A 15,998-nucleotide genomic window follows, 5' to 3' on the forward strand; every position below is an offset into this window, starting at 1 on the left:
AACGGAGCGCGCCGAATGACACTCGTCATCCTTTATATTTCAACCGTCGTTGTCTTCCTCGGATTGGATTACCTTGGATTGACCTATCTCATCAAACCTGTGTTTGAGCGGGACATTGGCGGTTGGCTGCTTGATGAGTTTCGCGTGGCCCCGGCGCTAATCTTCTACGCCTTCTTCGTGGCGGTGGTGCTGTGGTTCGTGTCATGGCCCGCGATGATGCAGGACCATTCGCTGCTTTGGGTCTTTGGCAATGCGTTGCTGATCGGCGCGATGGGCTATGGCACCTATGAGTTCACCAATCTGGCGACGCTTAAGGATTGGACATGGGCCATGGTGGCGCGGGACTTCGCTTGGGGGTCGTTCCTGACCGGCACGGCGGCGACCGCGGGCGTCGCCATCGCCCGCGCGCTGACCTAACGGCCGTTCTCCGTCGACCAGCGCCAAGCGCCCGGCTGCAGCCCGGCCAGTTCCCAATCGCCCACGCTGGCGCGGATCAGCCGCAGGGTGGGCAATCCCACATGCGCCGTCATGCGCCGCACTTGGCGGTTGCGCCCCTCGCGGATGGTGATGCGCAACCAAACGTCCGGTACCGTCTTGCGAAAACGTACCGGCGGGTCGCGCGGCCAGAGGGTCTCGGGCGTGTCGATCTGATCTACCTCTGCAGGTTTCGTAAGGCCGTCTTTAAGCTCCACACCTTTGCGCAACGCCTCTAAGGCGGCGGCGTCCGGTGTGCCTTCGACCTGCACGAGATAAGTCTTGGGTCGCTTGTACTTGGGATGCGCGATGCGGGCCTGTAGCGGGCCGTGATCGGTCAGCACCAATAAGCCTTCGCTGTCACGGTCCAGCCGTCCGGCGGGATAAAACCCCTTTTCATCGACATAGGCCGAGAGGGTTGGGCGGCTGCTGCCCTCGGTGCCCTTATCGGTGAATTGCGACAGCACGCCGTAGGGTTTGTTCAGCAGGATCACACGGGCGGTCATTGGGCAGGCTCCAGACGGGTCACGCCCACGGCGGCGGCGCGGGCCAGTTCGGCATCCAGCGACATTGGGATATATTCACCGCGCCGCCAGAGTTGCGCCATGTCGTCATAATGGCGCGACAGGAAATGTCCGGATTGCCCGGTCGAGGTGACAAAGACCGAACTGTCGGGATCGGCAAAATCGTAAACCCCTCGGTAGCCTGCACCATGGACGTTATAAAACGGGTCTTTGCCCGTGCCGCGGGTCAGCCCGCGTTGCAACGTATTGTCCCCGCCAGAGGTTGATTGGCGGATGTTCACGAAGTAGCGCAGGAGCGGCACCTCGCCCAAGACAGGGTGGTCATGGGTGGCCTGATGCGCGTCGCCCCAGCGGAGGGACTCAAGCTGTGTGCCCCAAGTCTCCTTGATCCAGAGCAGTGCGTCGTCCAGCGCCAACCGCGCCATGTCGTGGCAGGTCTCTACCGGCGCGGATTGGCGCACGTCACACCATTCCGCGGCTCCCTGCACATCGCGGAAGGCGCGTTCGATAAAAAGCGGTTGGACGTGGGTGAACTCTTCGGCCAAGGGCCCTAGTTCATCGCGGATCAGACGGTCCTGTAGTGCGCGGACCCATGCGGCATAGATCAGCGGCTCAGGCAGGTGCTCGTTCATTTCACCGGACCAGCCCGCCAGCAGATCAAGCGCGCGCTGACGTTGACGCTCGGGCGTGCCATCGGGCGCGGCCTCTCCGGTGAACCAAAGCTCCGCTCCGATGAGCGGCAAGAGCGCGCGGGCCGTGGGACTGACCGTATCAAGCTGCGCTTCGATGAAACTGTCGCGGGTATGTACCTCGCGGTTTTGCATCAGCCGCTGCCAGCGTTGCACCCGCTGTGTATCACCCCAGACGAAGGAAACGTGGTTGGGGAAGGGGCGGTCAACCGTTTTGTTGTTGGTGTTGCCAAGGATGCCGCCCGCGGGGGCGATGAACTCAGGGTTCGCGGTATAGGGCAGCATTCCGTCCCAGCGGTTGGCGGCGATCCAGCCGGGGCTGGGCATGCGCCCTTCGCTTTGGTGATTGGCATCGCGGCGCGGCATGGCGCCGATGGTTTTCATGGCGATGGTGTCGCGGTCGACCAGCGTCAGGTTCTGCGCGGGCGCCACATAGTCGGTCGCGGCATTGATCGCCTGCTGCACCGATTTCGCGCGCATCACCTTCATCGCGGCGGCAAGCGAGGTGTCTTCTTCGGTCAGGAGGGTCGCGGCGACAGAGGCCACATGCCCCGGCGGCGTGATGCTGCCAAGGTTGTAGTGGCTACCGGGCAGCACCGGTCCGTTGTCGGTCCAGCGCAGGGTAACGGTGATCGGGTCGGCATCGGCGATATTGATGATGGACGAGCGTTTACGGAACCTCTTGAACCCGTCGGGGGTGCGGTATTCCTCGGTGTTGTCGGGGTTCAGCTCTTCGATATAGACGTCTTGGTCGTCGACATAGGCGGTGGTCAGCCCCCAGCCCAGATCGGCGCTGCGGCCCGTGAGCACCACGGGCATGCCCGGAATGGTGCCGCCGATCACGCCGCCCGTCTCCAGCTCAAGTCGGGCCAGATACCAGATTGCGGGGGCGGTGAAACCCAAGTGAGGATCATTGGCCAAAAGCGTGCCGCCCGCAGCAGAGCGCGTGGGCGCTGCGGCCCAAGCGTTGGAAGCGCCGGCGAAGGCCTGCCGTTTGAATGGCGACAGCGGGTGACTGTCCATCGGCACCGCGGCGGCGTGGCGCGTCGTCACCTCGGGAAAGAGGGCGGCATATTCGGGCAAGGCGGCGACCCCGCTGCCCGGCGCATCGGGCAGGATATCGCGCAGGCGGTCTTGGTTGCTCAACTCCAACGACACCCGTGCGCGCAGCACTTCGGCCTCCAGATGACCCGACATCTGCAGGCCCATCAACTTGGCCACCGCGAGCGAATCCGCAGGTCGCCACGGAGCCATGGGCGCATTGAACAGCCACATCTCAGGCGCGCCCCGGCCCAAGGCTTCGGTGTTGATCTGATCGAGACGCGCGTTGATCCCGGCGGAATAGGCTTCGAGTGCGGCCTCGGTCTCGGGGTCGAGCTTATCCGCCGCGGCAACGGCGAGGCGATATAGATCATAGCGCCGCATCAGCTTGTCCGTGGTCACGGTGGCAGTGCCGAAAACCTCAGACAACCGCCCCTGTGCGGTGCGCCGCAGTGTGATCAGCTGCCACAGCCGGTCTTGGGCATGGGCAAAGCCGAGGCCAAAGAAGACATCCCCATCGGTTTCGCCAAAAATATGCGGCACATTGGCATTGTCGCGCACGATTTCAACCGGGGCGGTGATGCCTTGAACCTGAACCGTATCGTCATAATCGGGCAGCGACCGCGCGGCGAACCAGTAAACCAGCAGCAAGACCACCACGCTCAGCGTAATGAGAAACACCGCCAATCGGATAAGCCAGCGAAACATCAATGCCATCGGGGGGTCCTCGGCTGGCGCGCAGATTGACCGGAGCGCGCAGGGTGGTAGGTGTAATGTCAGGCAATAACGCAACTGAATGATAAGGAAAAGCACATGGCTAAGCTCGCGTTTCTGGGACTGGGTGTCATGGGGGCTCCGATGGCGGGGCACCTGCAAAAGGCCGGCCACGAAGTGACCGTCTATAACCGCACCGAAGCAAAGGCCGACGACTGGGTGAAAACCTATGGCGGCTCCATGGCCAAGACCCCGCACGCGGCGGCAAAGGATGCGGATTTCGTGATTGCCTGCGTGGGCAATGACGATGACCTGCGTTCGGTCTGTCTGGGAGAGGACGGGGCCTTTGGCGGTATGACGGCGGGGGCGATCTTTGTCGATCACACGACCGTTTCAGCGGCCGTGACACGCGAACTTTATGCCGCCGCCGATGACGCGCAGGTGAGCTTTGTCGACGCGCCGATTTCGGGCGGTCAGGCAGGAGCGGAAAACGGCCAATTGTCGATCATGTGCGGCGGAGATGAGGGCGCCTTTGACCGGGCGCTGCCAATCATGGAGGTCTATTCCAAGATTTGCCGCCGCATCGGCGACAGCGGCGCGGGCCAGATGACCAAAATGTGCAACCAGATCGCCATCGCCGGGCTGGTGCAGGGGCTTTCCGAAGCGCTGCATTTCGCAGAAAAAGCCGGGCTTGATGGTCGCGCAGTGGTTGAGGTGATCAGCCAAGGTGCCGCCGGGTCATGGCAGATGGCGAACCGCTATGAGACCATGCTGGAGGATGAGTTCAACCACGGTTTCGCAGTGGATTGGATGCGCAAGGATCTGGGCATCTGTCTGAACACGGCGGATGAGACAGGGGCGAGCCTGCCGGTCACAGCGCTGGTCGATCAGTTCTATAAAGACGTGCAAAAGCAGGGCGGCGGGCGTTGGGATACGTCGAGCCTGATCAAACGCCTGCGCGCCATGGGCTAAGCCAAACGGCAAAAGAGAGAGGGCAGCGCCGGTTAAAAACTGGCGCTGCCCTTCAAAGACCATTGGTTGACCCTGCGTTAGGGGATGATCCGCGTGTATTTCGTGCCTTCCAGCGTCGCGCCGATGCGCAGGCCCGCGCGGCCAAAGACCGCCGCCAGAACGGGGGCCATGACGGTGGTGGTGTCGGCGCTTACGCTGTCGCCCTTGTCGGAAATCACATATTCCAGACCGGCCCCTGCGGCCCAACCCGGCGAGCTGCGGAATTCGCGCAAGGCAGGCTCGGTCATGAAGAACAGCACATGCGCATATTGCTGCGCGCCGATCTGCAACCCGCCCGAGGCTTTGGTCACTGAATAGTAGTCCACCGTCACGTCGTTGACGCGCAGGGCACCGCGCCCATATGCGCCGCCAAAGCCAAGGCCCGCTTCGGTCACCAGCGGCATGACGAGCATGCCATTGGCCTTTTCGGCCAACTGTCGCGTGTTGGGATAGCCGCGGTACATCTCGGCCAGTGTCGCGTCGACACGCGCGTCGATCATCGCGCCGCCACGTCCGCCGACGCCGTTGCCGCAGGCCGCGGTCACCCCGAGCGCCGAGAGGGCGCCCAATGTCACAATGCGCCGGTTGTATGTTTGATTGCTCATGTTCTCTGCCTGTATATTTGAGATCGGTTGCCTGCTGCCGGTTTTCCCAGCTTATGCGCGAGATTACGCATAATCACGCGCCTTGTCATGTTGATTGGTCCCTTTGCGCAGATTTACGCCCTTAGGTCACGCGCTTTTGGCCAAAAGCCGGGCGACATCGGGGGCGAAGTAGGTCAGCACCCCGTCGCAGCCCGCGCGTTTGAAGGCCAGAAGGCTCTCCATCATCACCCGTTCGCCATCGACCCAACCTTGGTCCGCCGCGCCTCGGATCATGCTATATTCGCCCGACACCTGATAGGCGAAGGTCGGCGCGCCGAAAGCGTCTTTCACACGGCGGCAGATATCCAGATAGGGCATGCCGGGTTTGACCATGACCATATCCGCGCCTTCCGAAAGATCGCGTGCCACAAGCCGCAGCGCTTCGTCGCTGTTGGCGGGATCCATTTGATAGGTTTTCTTGTCGCCCGTGAGTGCCGAAGACGCGCCCACTGCATCACGGAACGGGCCGTAGAATGCACTGGCGTATTTGGCGGCATAGCTCAGGATCATCACATCGTGATGCCCGGCGGTCTCAAGGGCTTCACGGATCGCGCCGATGCGGCCATCCATCATATCCGACGGCCCGATGATATCCGCGCCTGCTTCGGCTTGGGCCAGCGCCATCTTGACCAGCGCCTCGACGGTGCGGTCATTCACGATGATGCCGTCTTCGACAAAACCGTCGTGGCCGTTAATGTTATAGGTGTCCAGCGCCACATCGGTCATCACCACCATCTGCGGCACGGCCTTTTTGATCGCCGTGATGGCGCGGTTGGTGGCGTTTTGCGGATCCCACGCGCAGGCGCAGTCTTCGGTCCGGTCCTCGGGGCCGGTATAGGGAAAGACGCAGACCGCGCCGATACCAAGATCCGCCGCCTCGCGTACCGCCGCGACCAGCTTGTCAACCGAGCGGCGCATGACGCCGGGCATGGAGGGGATCGGCTCTTCGACCCCGTCGCCTTCGCGCACAAAAACCGGCCAGATCAGATCACCCAATTGCAGGTCATTCTCGCGCACCAGCGCGCGGATTCCGGCATTGGCGCGGGTGCGGCGCAAGCGGGTGGCGGGGAAGGGGGCGTGGACGGGTTGCATCAAAATTACCTCAGAATGGCTTGGCACGGGCTTGCCATGTATTTTTGAACGCCTCAACCCTATGAATTGTCGCGTCGGACAGCTAAGAGATGCGAACTCAATTTTCGGACGAGCACGCCTTGGACTGGTATCAGACCCTTTTCGAAATGATTGACATGCGCTCTTTCTCGAACCTTTGGTTCTGGATCGCGCTGGCTGTGATGTGGTCCACCGCAAGTCATTGGGTGCTGGGCGTGCCCTTTGACATGGTGCTGCGCGCCCGGCGTCATGGCGGTGAGGCGCAGGTTGATCTCGAAGACATCGTGCGCATCAATGTGAACCGTCTGCTCTATATCTCGCAGGTCTCGGGCCTCTGGCTCTTGGGGCTTGGGTTCTTCGTGCTGACCTCTTTGGTGCTTTTAGGGTTTGCCTATGGCATCGAATTTGCCCAAGCCCTGCTGCTGCTCGGCTTCCCCATGTCATTGGTAGGGCTGCTGAGCCTGTCGACCGCGCGGCTGATCCGCATTGAAGGCTCGACCGGTGACGTGTTGCAGCGCCGTTTGATGCGGCACCGGCTCTATACCCAGATCATCGGTATGATCTCGATCTTCGTGACCGCGCTTTGGGGAATGTATCAAAATCTAAGCATTGGTGCGCTGGCGGGTTGACAGGCCCTCCCTGAGGCCCAATTGAGACCCGATGAACGATCCGCGTAATATCACCCTCTCCGGCGTTCCCGAAGGCTTTGATGCCCGCGCCATTCTTGATGAACTCGCCAAGGGCGGCCAGCCGGTGGTCCATGTGGCGCGCGATGACAAGCGGATGGCGGCAATGCAGGCCGCCCTGCGGTTCTATGCGCCTCAGATGCCAGTCGTCACCTTTCCAAGCTGGGATTGCCTGCCGTACGACCGGGTGTCGCCCAACGCCGATATCTCAGCGCAGCGCATGGCGACGCTGGCTGCGCTGGTGCATGGGATGCCCGAGCAATTCGTTCTGCTGACGACGTTGAATGCGGCCAGCCAACGCATCCCCGCGCGCGAGACCCTCCGCGATGCCGCCTTTGCGGCACGTGTCGGCAGCCGGATTGACGAAAAGGCGCTGCGCGAATTTCTGGTGCGTATGGGTTTTGTGCAAAGCCCCACGGTGATGGAGCCGGGCGACTATGCGGTGCGGGGCGGGATCATCGACATCTACCCGCCCGGCGACCTTGGCCCGGTGCGGCTCGATCTCTTTGGGGATGTGCTGGACGGCGCACGCCGCTTTGACCCGGCGACGCAGCGCACCACGGAAAAGCTCGATCTGGTGGAGCTGGCCCCGGTCAGCGAGGTGATCCTCGACGAGGCGGCGATTACCCGTTTCCGGCAGAACTACCGCATTGAGTTCGGCGCGGCAGGCACCGACGATCCGCTGTACGAGGCGATCAGCGCGGGCCGCAAACATCAGGGCGCAGAGCATTGGCTGGCGTTTTTCCACGACAACCTCGAAACGCTCTTTGACTATTTGCCGAAGGCTACGATCACGCTGGACGATCAACTGACGCCTATGCGCCTCGCGCGGTGGGACACGATCGCCGACCAATATGAGACGCGACAACTGGCGATGAAGACGCGCTCCAAAATGGATAGCGTCTATAAACCCGCACCGCCTGAGGGGCTTTACTTGACCGACGATGCTTGGGAGGCAGAATTGGTCGGGCGTCGGGTGATCCAATTCAACCCGCTTCCGCAGCCGACCGGGCCGGGGGTATTGGACGCCGGGGCGCGGATCGGGCGCAATTTCTCGCCGGAGCGGCAGCAGGAATCTGTGAGCCTTTTCGGCGCGTTGGCTTCGCATATTAAAGCGAAACTTGAAGTCGGACCGGTGCTGATTGCCAGCTACTCCGAAGGCGCACGCGAACGCCTGACCGGGCTGATCGAAGACGAAGGACTGGCCGAAGCGATTCCGGTGACAGATGCCACACGCATCGGTAAACGCGGGCTGCATCTGGCCGTTTGGGCATTGGAGCACGGGTTCGAAGCGCCGGGGATGACGGTGATTTCCGAGCAGGACGTGCTGGGCGACCGCCTCATCCGCGCCCCGAAACGCAAGCGCCGGGCCGAAAATTTCCTGACCGAAGCGCAAAGCCTCAGCCCCGGCGATCTGGTGGTTCATGTGGACCACGGCATCGGGCGCTATCACGGCATGGAAGTGGTGACGGCAGCGGGCGCGGCGCATGAATGTCTCGTGCTGGAATATGCCGAGCAATCAAAGCTTTATCTGCCTGTTGAGAACATCGAACTGCTGTCGCGCTATGGCCATGAAGAAGGGCTTTTGGACAAGCTCGGCGGTGGGGCGTGGCAGTCGAAAAAGGCCAAGCTCAAGGAACGCATCCGCGAAATGGCGGACAAGCTCATCCGCATCGCGGCCGAGCGGGCGCTGCGCAAGGCCCCCGTTCTCGACCCGCCGCCGGGCATGTGGGATGCCTTCTCGGCGCGCTTCCCCTATAGCGAGACCGATGACCAGCTGCGCGCAATTGGCGATGTGATCGACGACCTGACAAGCGGCAACCCGATGGACCGTCTGGTCTGTGGCGACGTGGGCTTTGGCAAGACCGAGGTCGCCATGCGTGCGGCCTTTGTTGCGGCCATGTCCGGTGTGCAGGTCGCCGTGATTGCGCCGACGACGCTGCTGGCGCGGCAGCACTTTAAAAGCTTTGCCGAACGCTTCCGCGGCTTTCCGATTGAGGTGCGCCAGTTGAGCCGTTTTGTCTCGGCCAAAGAGGCGACGGCGACGCGGGACGAGATGGCCAAAGGCACCGTCGATATCGTCATCGGGACCCACGCGCTGCTGGCGAAGGGCATCCGGTTCAAAGACCTTGGATTGCTGGTGATCGACGAAGAGCAGCATTTTGGCGTGGGTCACAAGGAGCGGCTCAAGGCATTGCGCACGGACATTCACGTGTTGACCCTCACCGCGACGCCGATCCCGCGCACGCTGCAACTGTCGCTGACCGGGGTGCGCGATTTGTCGGTGATCGGCACGCCGCCCGTCGACCGTCTGTCGATCCGCACCTATGTCAGCGAGTTCGACGCGGTGACGATCCGAGAGGCGCTGCTGCGGGAGCATTATCGCGGCGGGCAGAGTTTCTACGTGGTGCCGCGTGTGTCGGACCTGCGCGAGATCGAGGAGTTCCTCAAAGCGCAACTGCCTGAATTAACTTACGTTATCGCCCATGGGCAATTGGCGGCAGGCGAGTTGGATGACCGGATGAACGCCTTTTACGACGGCAAGTTCGACATTCTGCTGGCCACGACAATCGTTGAATCCGGCCTCGATATTCCCACCGCCAACACGATGATCGTGCACCGGGCCGACATGTTCGGGCTGGCGCAGCTTTACCAGATCAGGGGCCGTGTGGGCCGCTCGAAAACCCGCGCTTATGCGTACCTCACGACCAAACCGCGCGCCAAGCTGACGGATACCGCGCAAAAACGTTTGCGGGTGTTGGGCAGTCTCGACACGCTCGGCGCGGGCTTTACGTTGGCGTCGCAAGACCTTGATATTCGCGGGGCGGGCAACCTGCTGGGCGAAGATCAAAGCGGCCAGATGCGCGATGTAGGCTTTGAGCTTTACCAGTCGATGCTGGAAGAGGCGATTGCCAAGATCAAAGCGGGCGAGATGGAGGGACTCAGCGAGGCCGACGAGCAATGGGCGCCACAGATCAACCTTGGCGTGCCGGTGCTGATCCCCGAAGATTATGTGCCCGATCTGGATGTGCGCTTGGGCCTTTACCGCCGTCTCAGCGAGCTGTCGACCAAGGTGGAACTTGAAGGTTTTGCCGCCGAGTTGATCGACCGTTTCGGCAAGCTGCCGAAAGAGGTCAACACGCTGATGCTGGTCGTGCGGATCAAGGCCATGTGCAAACGCGCCGGGATCGCCAAGCTCGATGGCGGGCCGAAGGGCGCGACGATCCAGTTCCACAACGACAAGTTCGCCTCGCCCGAGGGGCTGGTGCAGTTCATTCAGGATCAGCGCGGGCTTGCAAAGGTCAAGGACAACAAGATTGTCGTGCGCCGCGATTGGAAGTCGGATGCCGATAAGATCAAGGGTGCCTTTGCCATTGCACGTGACCTTGCTGAACATGTGATCGCCAAAGAGAAAACCGCAAAGAAGGCAAAGGCAAAGGCAAAGGGCTAAGCCCCTGTAAGGCGGCGGTTATTCCGCCGCCGCCGGTTGCCGGTTCTCAACCCGTCCCATGTTGAGCATCATCCCATAGGCCGCGATCGCCATAACAAGCATCGCCAGCGCCAGCGGTTTGGTCGTGCCATCAAACATCAGCCCCACGGGGGAGGCAATCAGCGCGGCCAGCACTGTCGAGATCGCGCCTACGACAGAGGCCGCCATGCCCGCGATATGGCCCATCGGCTCCATCGCGATGGCGTTGAGATTGCCCAACGTCAGCCCCGCTTGGAAGAACAGGCAGGTCTGGAAGAAGACGAAGGCGGCAAAGCCGTAAGGGTCGGGCAGGGCGCCGAGGTTCAGGAAATACATGGCCCCTGACAGCAGAATTTGAAAGCCAAAGGCGATGCTCACCAATCGGCGCATGCCATAGCGCACCACCAGCAGCGCATTGATCAGGCTGGCGCTGGCCGCCACAACGGCGATGCCCCCGAACCACAGCGGGAAGCTCTCTCCCCGACCATAGACGGTGTCATAGATCGGCTGTACCAGCATGATCATCGAAAACAGCATCGCCAAGGCCAGCGATTGCACGAGGATCGACAGGCGTACCGTGGGGTGTCCGACTAACTCACGTACTGCGCCAATGATCAACCGTGCGCGCAGGGGGCGGCGGCTTTCTGGCGGCAGTGTTTCGGGCAGGCGCAGGCCCATCCAAATGACCGAGATGATCGAGAAGGCCATGAAGGCGATAAAGATCGCGCGCCAGCCAGCCGTGAGGATGATCCCCGCGCCCAGCATCGGGGCCATTGCCGGCACCAGTGCGAATACCATCATCACCACCGACATGATCCGTGCCATCTCGCGCCCTTGATAGAGGTCACGAATGATTGCCACGGCCACCACGCGGGGGCCGGAGGCGCCGAGCCCTTGAAAAATACGGGCCACGAGCATGACTTCCAGAGAGTTGCTCATCCATGCCACGAAGGCCGACAGCGAATAGAGTGCCGCGCCGCCAAAGACCACGTTGCGGCGACCGAAAGCATCCGACAACGGCCCGCTAAAGAACGTGCCCAGCCCCATGCCCAGCACGAAGGCCGTGAGGATCAGCGGGGCGCGGTGGGCGAGTTCGGGCGAGAGTTCTGCTGCAATCTCAGGCAGGGCGGGCAGCATTGCATCGATGGAAAAGGCGATGGTAGCGGTCATCATCGCGATGAGGCCGACGAATTCGATCCGCCCCATAGAGAATTCTGGGTTTTGAGTGGTCACGGGCGCGCGCTCCGGCGATTGTCCCGAACGGCGGATCCGTCTGGGCAGGCTTCAGGGAATAACTTGTGGTTGCGCTCTCGATAATCGAGAACGCTTAACTTGGCAATGATTTCCGCCCCGTTTAGCTCTGTTGCTTGGTCAAATCGGCAATGACCTGCGCCCATAGCTCAGGCGGCTGCGCGCCCGGCACGGCATGGGCATTGGCGATGATGAACGTCGGCACGGAGTTCACCCCCATCTTGCGGCTATGGGCATCGCGGTCGCGGATGTCCTGCGCGTCGACATCGGATTTCAGCAGGCGAGCGACCACGGCGGCGTCCATTTCGATACTGTCGGCGATATCAGCGAGCACTTCGGCGTCTCCAATGTCTCGGGCATCGACAAAATAGGCTTTGAAAAGGGCGGAGACGGCGGCGGTTTGGCGGCCCTCAATCCCGGCCCAATGGATCAGGCGGTGGGCATCCAACGTGTTCGGCGTGCGTTGCATGGCCTCGAAGTTGATGTTCAGCCCGGCTTTTTCAGCGTGTTCCACGACCGGCGCATAGGCTTTCACCGCGCCTTCTTTGCCGCCGAATTTGCCTTCGAGATACGCACGGCGGTCCATCCCCTCGCGCGGCATCTCGGGGTTCAGCTGGAACGGGTGCCATTCAATTGCGAAAGGATGATTGGGCTGGTCCTGCAACGCGCGGTCCAGATGCGCCTTACCGATATAGCACCACGGGCAGATCGGGTCTGACATGATATCGAGTTTGATCGCTTCGGCCATGGTGCGCCCCATCTATTGCTGCGCAATGGGCATAGCGGGGTGCGGCGGGTATCGCAAGCGGGCAGCGTTGCAAGCGCCTTTGGGCGCGGCTATAGCAGGTCCATGACAGAGACGCCGCACCGTTCCATGATCCAGATCGCCCGCGAAAGCGGCGCAAGCGAGACCGCCCCGCCGGTCGACCTTGGCGCGCGGGTGCGCGAGTTGCGCAAGGCGCGCAATTGGACGTTGGAGCAGGCGGCCCGGCAGGCCGGATTGGCGCGCTCTACGCTTAGCAAGATCGAGAACGGGCTGATGTCGCCCACCTATGACGCGCTGAAAAAGCTCGCCGTGGGGTTGGAAATTACCGTGCCGCAACTGTTTACGCCGCCTGCGGGGGAGAAGATCACCGGGCGCATGGCCGTGACCCGCGCCGAAGAGGGCGCGGCCAAGGCCACCGGCACCTATGAACATGTCCTGCTGGCTGATGCGCTGCGCAAAAAACAGATGCTGCCCTACCGTGCGCGCATCCGAGCGCGTCGAATGGAGGAATTCGACGGCTGGGTGCGCCACGATGGGGAGGAATTCCTCTACGTGCTGACCGGCATGGTGCGGCTCTTTACGGAGTTCTACGAGCCTGTCGACATGCGCCGGGGCGATAGCGCCTATTACGACGCCACCATGGGGCACAATGTCGTCTCGCTCAGCGATGAGGATGCGACGATCCTCTGGGTAACCTCACTGGTCTGAGCCTTCGGCCGGTTGCCACCACCAAACCTCGGGCATGAAGTTCGGCCCGTCGCCGTAAAGCGGGATCGTGTCGGGGTATGCCATGCGCGCGTCATGGGCGATCAGCCCCTCGTCGAACTGCCAGAAGGGAATGACATAGCGCCCAGCGGTGAGGATACGGTCCAGCGCGCGGGTGGCGGCGACGAAATCCGCCGTCTCACGCGCTTGCAGCATCTGATCGATCATCGCATCGACGGCGGGAGAGCGCACGCCCATGAGGTTGCGCGTGCCGGGCAGATCGGCGGCCTCTGACCCCCAATAGAAACGCTGCTCCGTGCCGGGGCTGAGCGATAGGGCGCGTCGGAAGAAGGTCATGTCGAAGTCATATTCGTTCTGCCGCGCCACGAACTGCGCATCATCAACTGTTTCAATCTGCGCCGTGATCCCAAGCCGCTTTAGCGCCTGCGTGTAAAGCTCTGCAATTGCTAGGTTTTCACGGCTGCCTTTGGACAGAAGAATGGTGAATGTCAGCGGCGTGCCATCCGCGCGGCGCATGACGCCGCCCTCAGCTTCATAACCCGCAGCGTTGAGTTGCTGCATCGCCGCGCGAATGCCTGATCGGTTGCGGGCAGAGCCGTCGGCCACGGGCAGCGTATAGCCGTCCACCGTGCCCGGCGGCAGGGTGTCGGCGTAATCGGCCAGCAAATCGAAGACGCGGCCTGTCGCCGGTCCATCGCGCATGGCAAGGTCGGAGTTGGAGAAATAAGAGGTGATCCGGGGCAGGGCGCCGCCAGTCAGCGTTTCGTTGATATACTCGAAGTTGAAGGCGGAGATCAGCGCGTCGCGCACCCGCCAATCGTCAAAGGGCGCGCGGCGGGAATTCATCACAAAGCCCGTCATGCCCGAGGGTTTGCTGTGCGGAAAGCTGGATTTTACCACCTCGCCCCGGCTGATCGCCGGGAAGTCATATTGTGTGGCCCAAGTCTCGGCGTTGAATTCGCGCACGGCCGAAATTTGGCCAGCTTTAAATGCCTCGAACAACACATTGGCATCGCCGTAGAAGTCGATTTTGACCTCATCATAATTATGCGTGCCGCGGCGAAAGGGCACCTCGGCGCCCCAGTAGTCAGGATTGCGCGTCAGCGTGACATGGCGGCCCGCTTGATAGTCGCTGATGACGTAAGGGCCAGTTCCTATTGGTATTTCGGTCAAGGGGGCATTGGCGAAGTCCTGACTTTCCCATTGCGCTTTGCTGAGAATGGGGCGCATCCCAGCCAGCAAGGCAAGCTCACGGTTGTCGCTGTTGAAGGTCATCCGCAGGCTGCGCGCGCCGGTCTGCTCTATGCTATCAATTTGCTGGCGCAGCCCGTGGTAGCGCGGGTGGCCCTCGGTGCCCAGAAGGTCGAACGAGAAGATCACATCTTCGACGGTGACCGGGCTGCCATCGGAAAACCGTGCCTCTTCACGCAGGGTGAACTCTACCCATGAACGGTCGTCGGGTACCTCAATGCTTTCAGCTAGCAAGCCATAAAGCGCGAAAGGTTCGTCCCATGAGCGGCCCATCAAGGTCTCATGGGTGAAATGCGGCAGCTGCCAAGGCGCGGTGCCCTTACGCACGAAGGGGTTAAGGCTGTCGAATCCCCCGGTATTGCCCAGAACGATCTCTCCGCCCTTTGGAGCCTCGGGATTTACGTAAGGAAGAGCGGTGAAATCGGCAGACAGTTCAGGCTCACCGTACATGGCGATTCCATGCTGAGGGGCAGCCCAGGCCGTGCCAGAGAGCAGAATCAGTGAAGAAAGGGCCGCAACGCCCCGGCCTGTCGAGAAAAAATCCCAGCTCATTTTTGAAACAATCACGATCTGCCCTTATTTTGTTGGAGTTAATCCATACCCGCGGATTCCCGCCTTATCAAACTTTTAGCTTGGATTGTGACCATAGAAGGCGTATACAGAGGTCACTGCTCGATAGGTTTCTTGCCTGTATGAAACCTGCCTCAATAACTTACGCCCGCCTCGTGCGGGCGTTTTTTTTGGCCTATCGTTCGCCGCTTCCCTCCCTTGGCGGTTTCGCGCGCAAACCCTTTCCCTTTGCCCGGTTCGCAGTACATGATGCAGTCGCAGCATGAACAAGGAGATGCGCCATGGCTTTCACAATCGACCTGTCCGGCAAGACTGCGGTGATCACCGGATCGAATTCTGGAATCGGACTGGGCATCGCCTGGGAACTGGCGCGGGCCGGGGCCGATATCGTGTTGAACTCTTTTACCGATGACGAGGCGGATCATGCGTTGGCGCAGAAGATGGCCGAGGAATGCAATATAACCGCCCGGTACATCAAGGCCGATATGTCCAAGGGGGCGGAGTGTCGGCGTTTGATCGCCGAAGCCGGGTCTTGCGACATTCTGGTGAACAACGCAGGCATCCAACATGTCGCTCCGATCCCTGAGTTTCCGGCCGAGAAATGGGATGCGATCATCGCGATTAACCTGTCGTCGGCCTTTCACACCACTGCCGAAGCGCTGCCGATGATGCGCAAAGCGGGCTGGGGGCGGGTGATCAACATCGCCTCGGCGCATGGCCTGACGGCTTCGCCCTATAAATCCGCCTATATCGCGGCGAAACATGGGATCGTGGGCCTCAGCAAGACCACGGCACTGGAAACCGCGAAGGAGCCGATAACCTGCAATGCTATCTGCCCCGGCTATGTGTTGACCCCGATTGTCGAGAAACAGATCCCCGATACGATGAAGGAATATGACATGAGCCGCGAAGAGGTGATCGAACAGGTCATGCTCACCCGTCAGCCTTCGCGGGAGTTCGCCACCGTCGAGCAGATGGGCGGCACGGCGACTTTCCTCTGCTCGGATGCGGCGGCCCAGATCACCGGTACCACCATCAGCGTCGATGGCGGCTGGACGGCGTTGTAGACGCT

13 protein-coding genes are annotated in these 15,998 nt (G+C 61.5%); 6 read left to right on the forward strand and 7 right to left on the reverse strand.

Going from position 1 to position 15,998, the window contains the following annotated elements:
• Positions 1-15: 15 nt before the first annotated feature.
• On the forward strand, positions 16-417 hold the full coding sequence (locus K3759_RS07060) for a DUF2177 family protein (protein ID WP_259985265.1): 402 nt from the start codon (positions 16-18) through the stop codon (positions 415-417).
• Here the strand turns inward: K3759_RS07060 and K3759_RS07065 are convergent.
• On the reverse strand, positions 414-980 hold the full coding sequence (locus K3759_RS07065) for a pseudouridine synthase (RefSeq protein ID WP_259985266.1): 567 nt from the start codon (positions 978-980) through the stop codon (positions 414-416). The genes K3759_RS07060 and K3759_RS07065 overlap by 4 nt on opposite strands.
• Positions 977-3,445, reverse strand: coding sequence for a penicillin acylase family protein (locus K3759_RS07070; protein ID WP_259985267.1), 2,469 nt, complete (start codon positions 3,443-3,445; stop codon positions 977-979). Before K3759_RS07070 ends, K3759_RS07065 begins: the two co-directional genes overlap by 4 nt.
• 96 nt (positions 3,446-3,541) lie before the next feature.
• Here K3759_RS07070 and K3759_RS07075 point away from each other — a divergent pair, with 96 nt between their 5' ends.
• Positions 3,542-4,414 carry an NAD(P)-dependent oxidoreductase gene (locus tag K3759_RS07075; protein ID WP_259985268.1) on the forward strand — a complete coding sequence of 291 codons (873 nt, stop codon included), beginning with the start codon at positions 3,542-3,544 and terminating at the stop codon, positions 4,412-4,414.
• A 77-nt stretch (positions 4,415-4,491) separates the two neighbouring features.
• Here K3759_RS07075 and K3759_RS07080 read toward each other — a convergent pair whose 3' ends face one another.
• Both K3759_RS07080 and hemB read right to left on the reverse strand, forming a co-directional pair.
• On the reverse strand, positions 4,492-5,058 hold the full coding sequence (locus tag K3759_RS07080; RefSeq protein ID WP_259985269.1) for a YSC84-related protein: 567 nt from the start codon (positions 5,056-5,058) through the stop codon (positions 4,492-4,494).
• Between the two features lie 126 nt (positions 5,059-5,184).
• Complete coding sequence (gene hemB, locus K3759_RS07085; protein ID WP_259985270.1) at positions 5,185-6,189, reverse strand: porphobilinogen synthase; 1,005 nt, start codon at positions 6,187-6,189, stop codon at positions 5,185-5,187.
• 119 nt (positions 6,190-6,308) lie between these two features.
• Here hemB and K3759_RS07090 point away from each other — a divergent pair, with 119 nt between their 5' ends.
• Both K3759_RS07090 and mfd read left to right on the forward strand, forming a co-directional pair.
• Positions 6,309-6,836: a component of SufBCD complex gene (locus K3759_RS07090; protein WP_259985583.1), complete on the forward strand. Its 528-nt coding sequence runs from the start codon at positions 6,309-6,311 to the stop codon at positions 6,834-6,836.
• Positions 6,837-6,867: 31 nt separating this feature from the next.
• Positions 6,868-10,344 (forward strand): transcription-repair coupling factor, encoded by a 3,477-nt coding sequence (mfd, locus tag K3759_RS07095; protein ID WP_259985272.1) that lies wholly within the window; start codon positions 6,868-6,870, stop codon positions 10,342-10,344.
• Positions 10,345-10,362: 18 nt separating this feature from the next.
• Here mfd and K3759_RS07100 read toward each other — a convergent pair whose 3' ends face one another.
• Together K3759_RS07100 and K3759_RS07105 are read right to left on the reverse strand one after the other, a co-directional pair.
• On the reverse strand, positions 10,363-11,568 hold the full coding sequence (locus K3759_RS07100; protein WP_259985584.1) for a multidrug effflux MFS transporter: 1,206 nt from the start codon (positions 11,566-11,568) through the stop codon (positions 10,363-10,365).
• A gap of 148 nt (positions 11,569-11,716) precedes the next feature.
• The gene (locus tag K3759_RS07105) at positions 11,717-12,361 is read right to left on the reverse strand and encodes a DsbA family protein (protein ID WP_259985274.1); all 645 of its coding nucleotides are present in this window, start codon (positions 12,359-12,361) and stop codon (positions 11,717-11,719) included.
• 102 nt (positions 12,362-12,463) lie between these two features.
• Here K3759_RS07105 and K3759_RS07110 point away from each other — a divergent pair, with 102 nt between their 5' ends.
• The gene (locus K3759_RS07110) at positions 12,464-13,087 is read left to right on the forward strand and encodes a helix-turn-helix domain-containing protein (RefSeq protein ID WP_093927201.1); all 624 of its coding nucleotides are present in this window, start codon (positions 12,464-12,466) and stop codon (positions 13,085-13,087) included.
• Here K3759_RS07110 and K3759_RS07115 read toward each other — a convergent pair.
• The gene (locus K3759_RS07115) at positions 13,076-14,806 is read right to left on the reverse strand and encodes an extracellular solute-binding protein (RefSeq protein WP_259985585.1); all 1,731 of its coding nucleotides are present in this window, start codon (positions 14,804-14,806) and stop codon (positions 13,076-13,078) included. The genes K3759_RS07110 and K3759_RS07115 overlap by 12 nt on opposite strands.
• A gap of 401 nt (positions 14,807-15,207) precedes the next feature.
• On the opposite strand from K3759_RS07115, the gene K3759_RS07120 reads away from it, so the two are divergent.
• Entirely contained in the window at positions 15,208-15,993 is a 786-nt protein-coding gene (locus K3759_RS07120; protein ID WP_311199019.1) for a 3-hydroxybutyrate dehydrogenase, read from the forward strand.
• The last annotated feature ends 5 nt before the right edge of the window (positions 15,994-15,998 follow it).

Source organism: Sulfitobacter sp. W027 (assembly GCF_025143985.1).
In the GTDB taxonomy this organism is placed as follows: Bacteria; Pseudomonadota; Alphaproteobacteria; order Rhodobacterales; family Rhodobacteraceae; genus Sulfitobacter.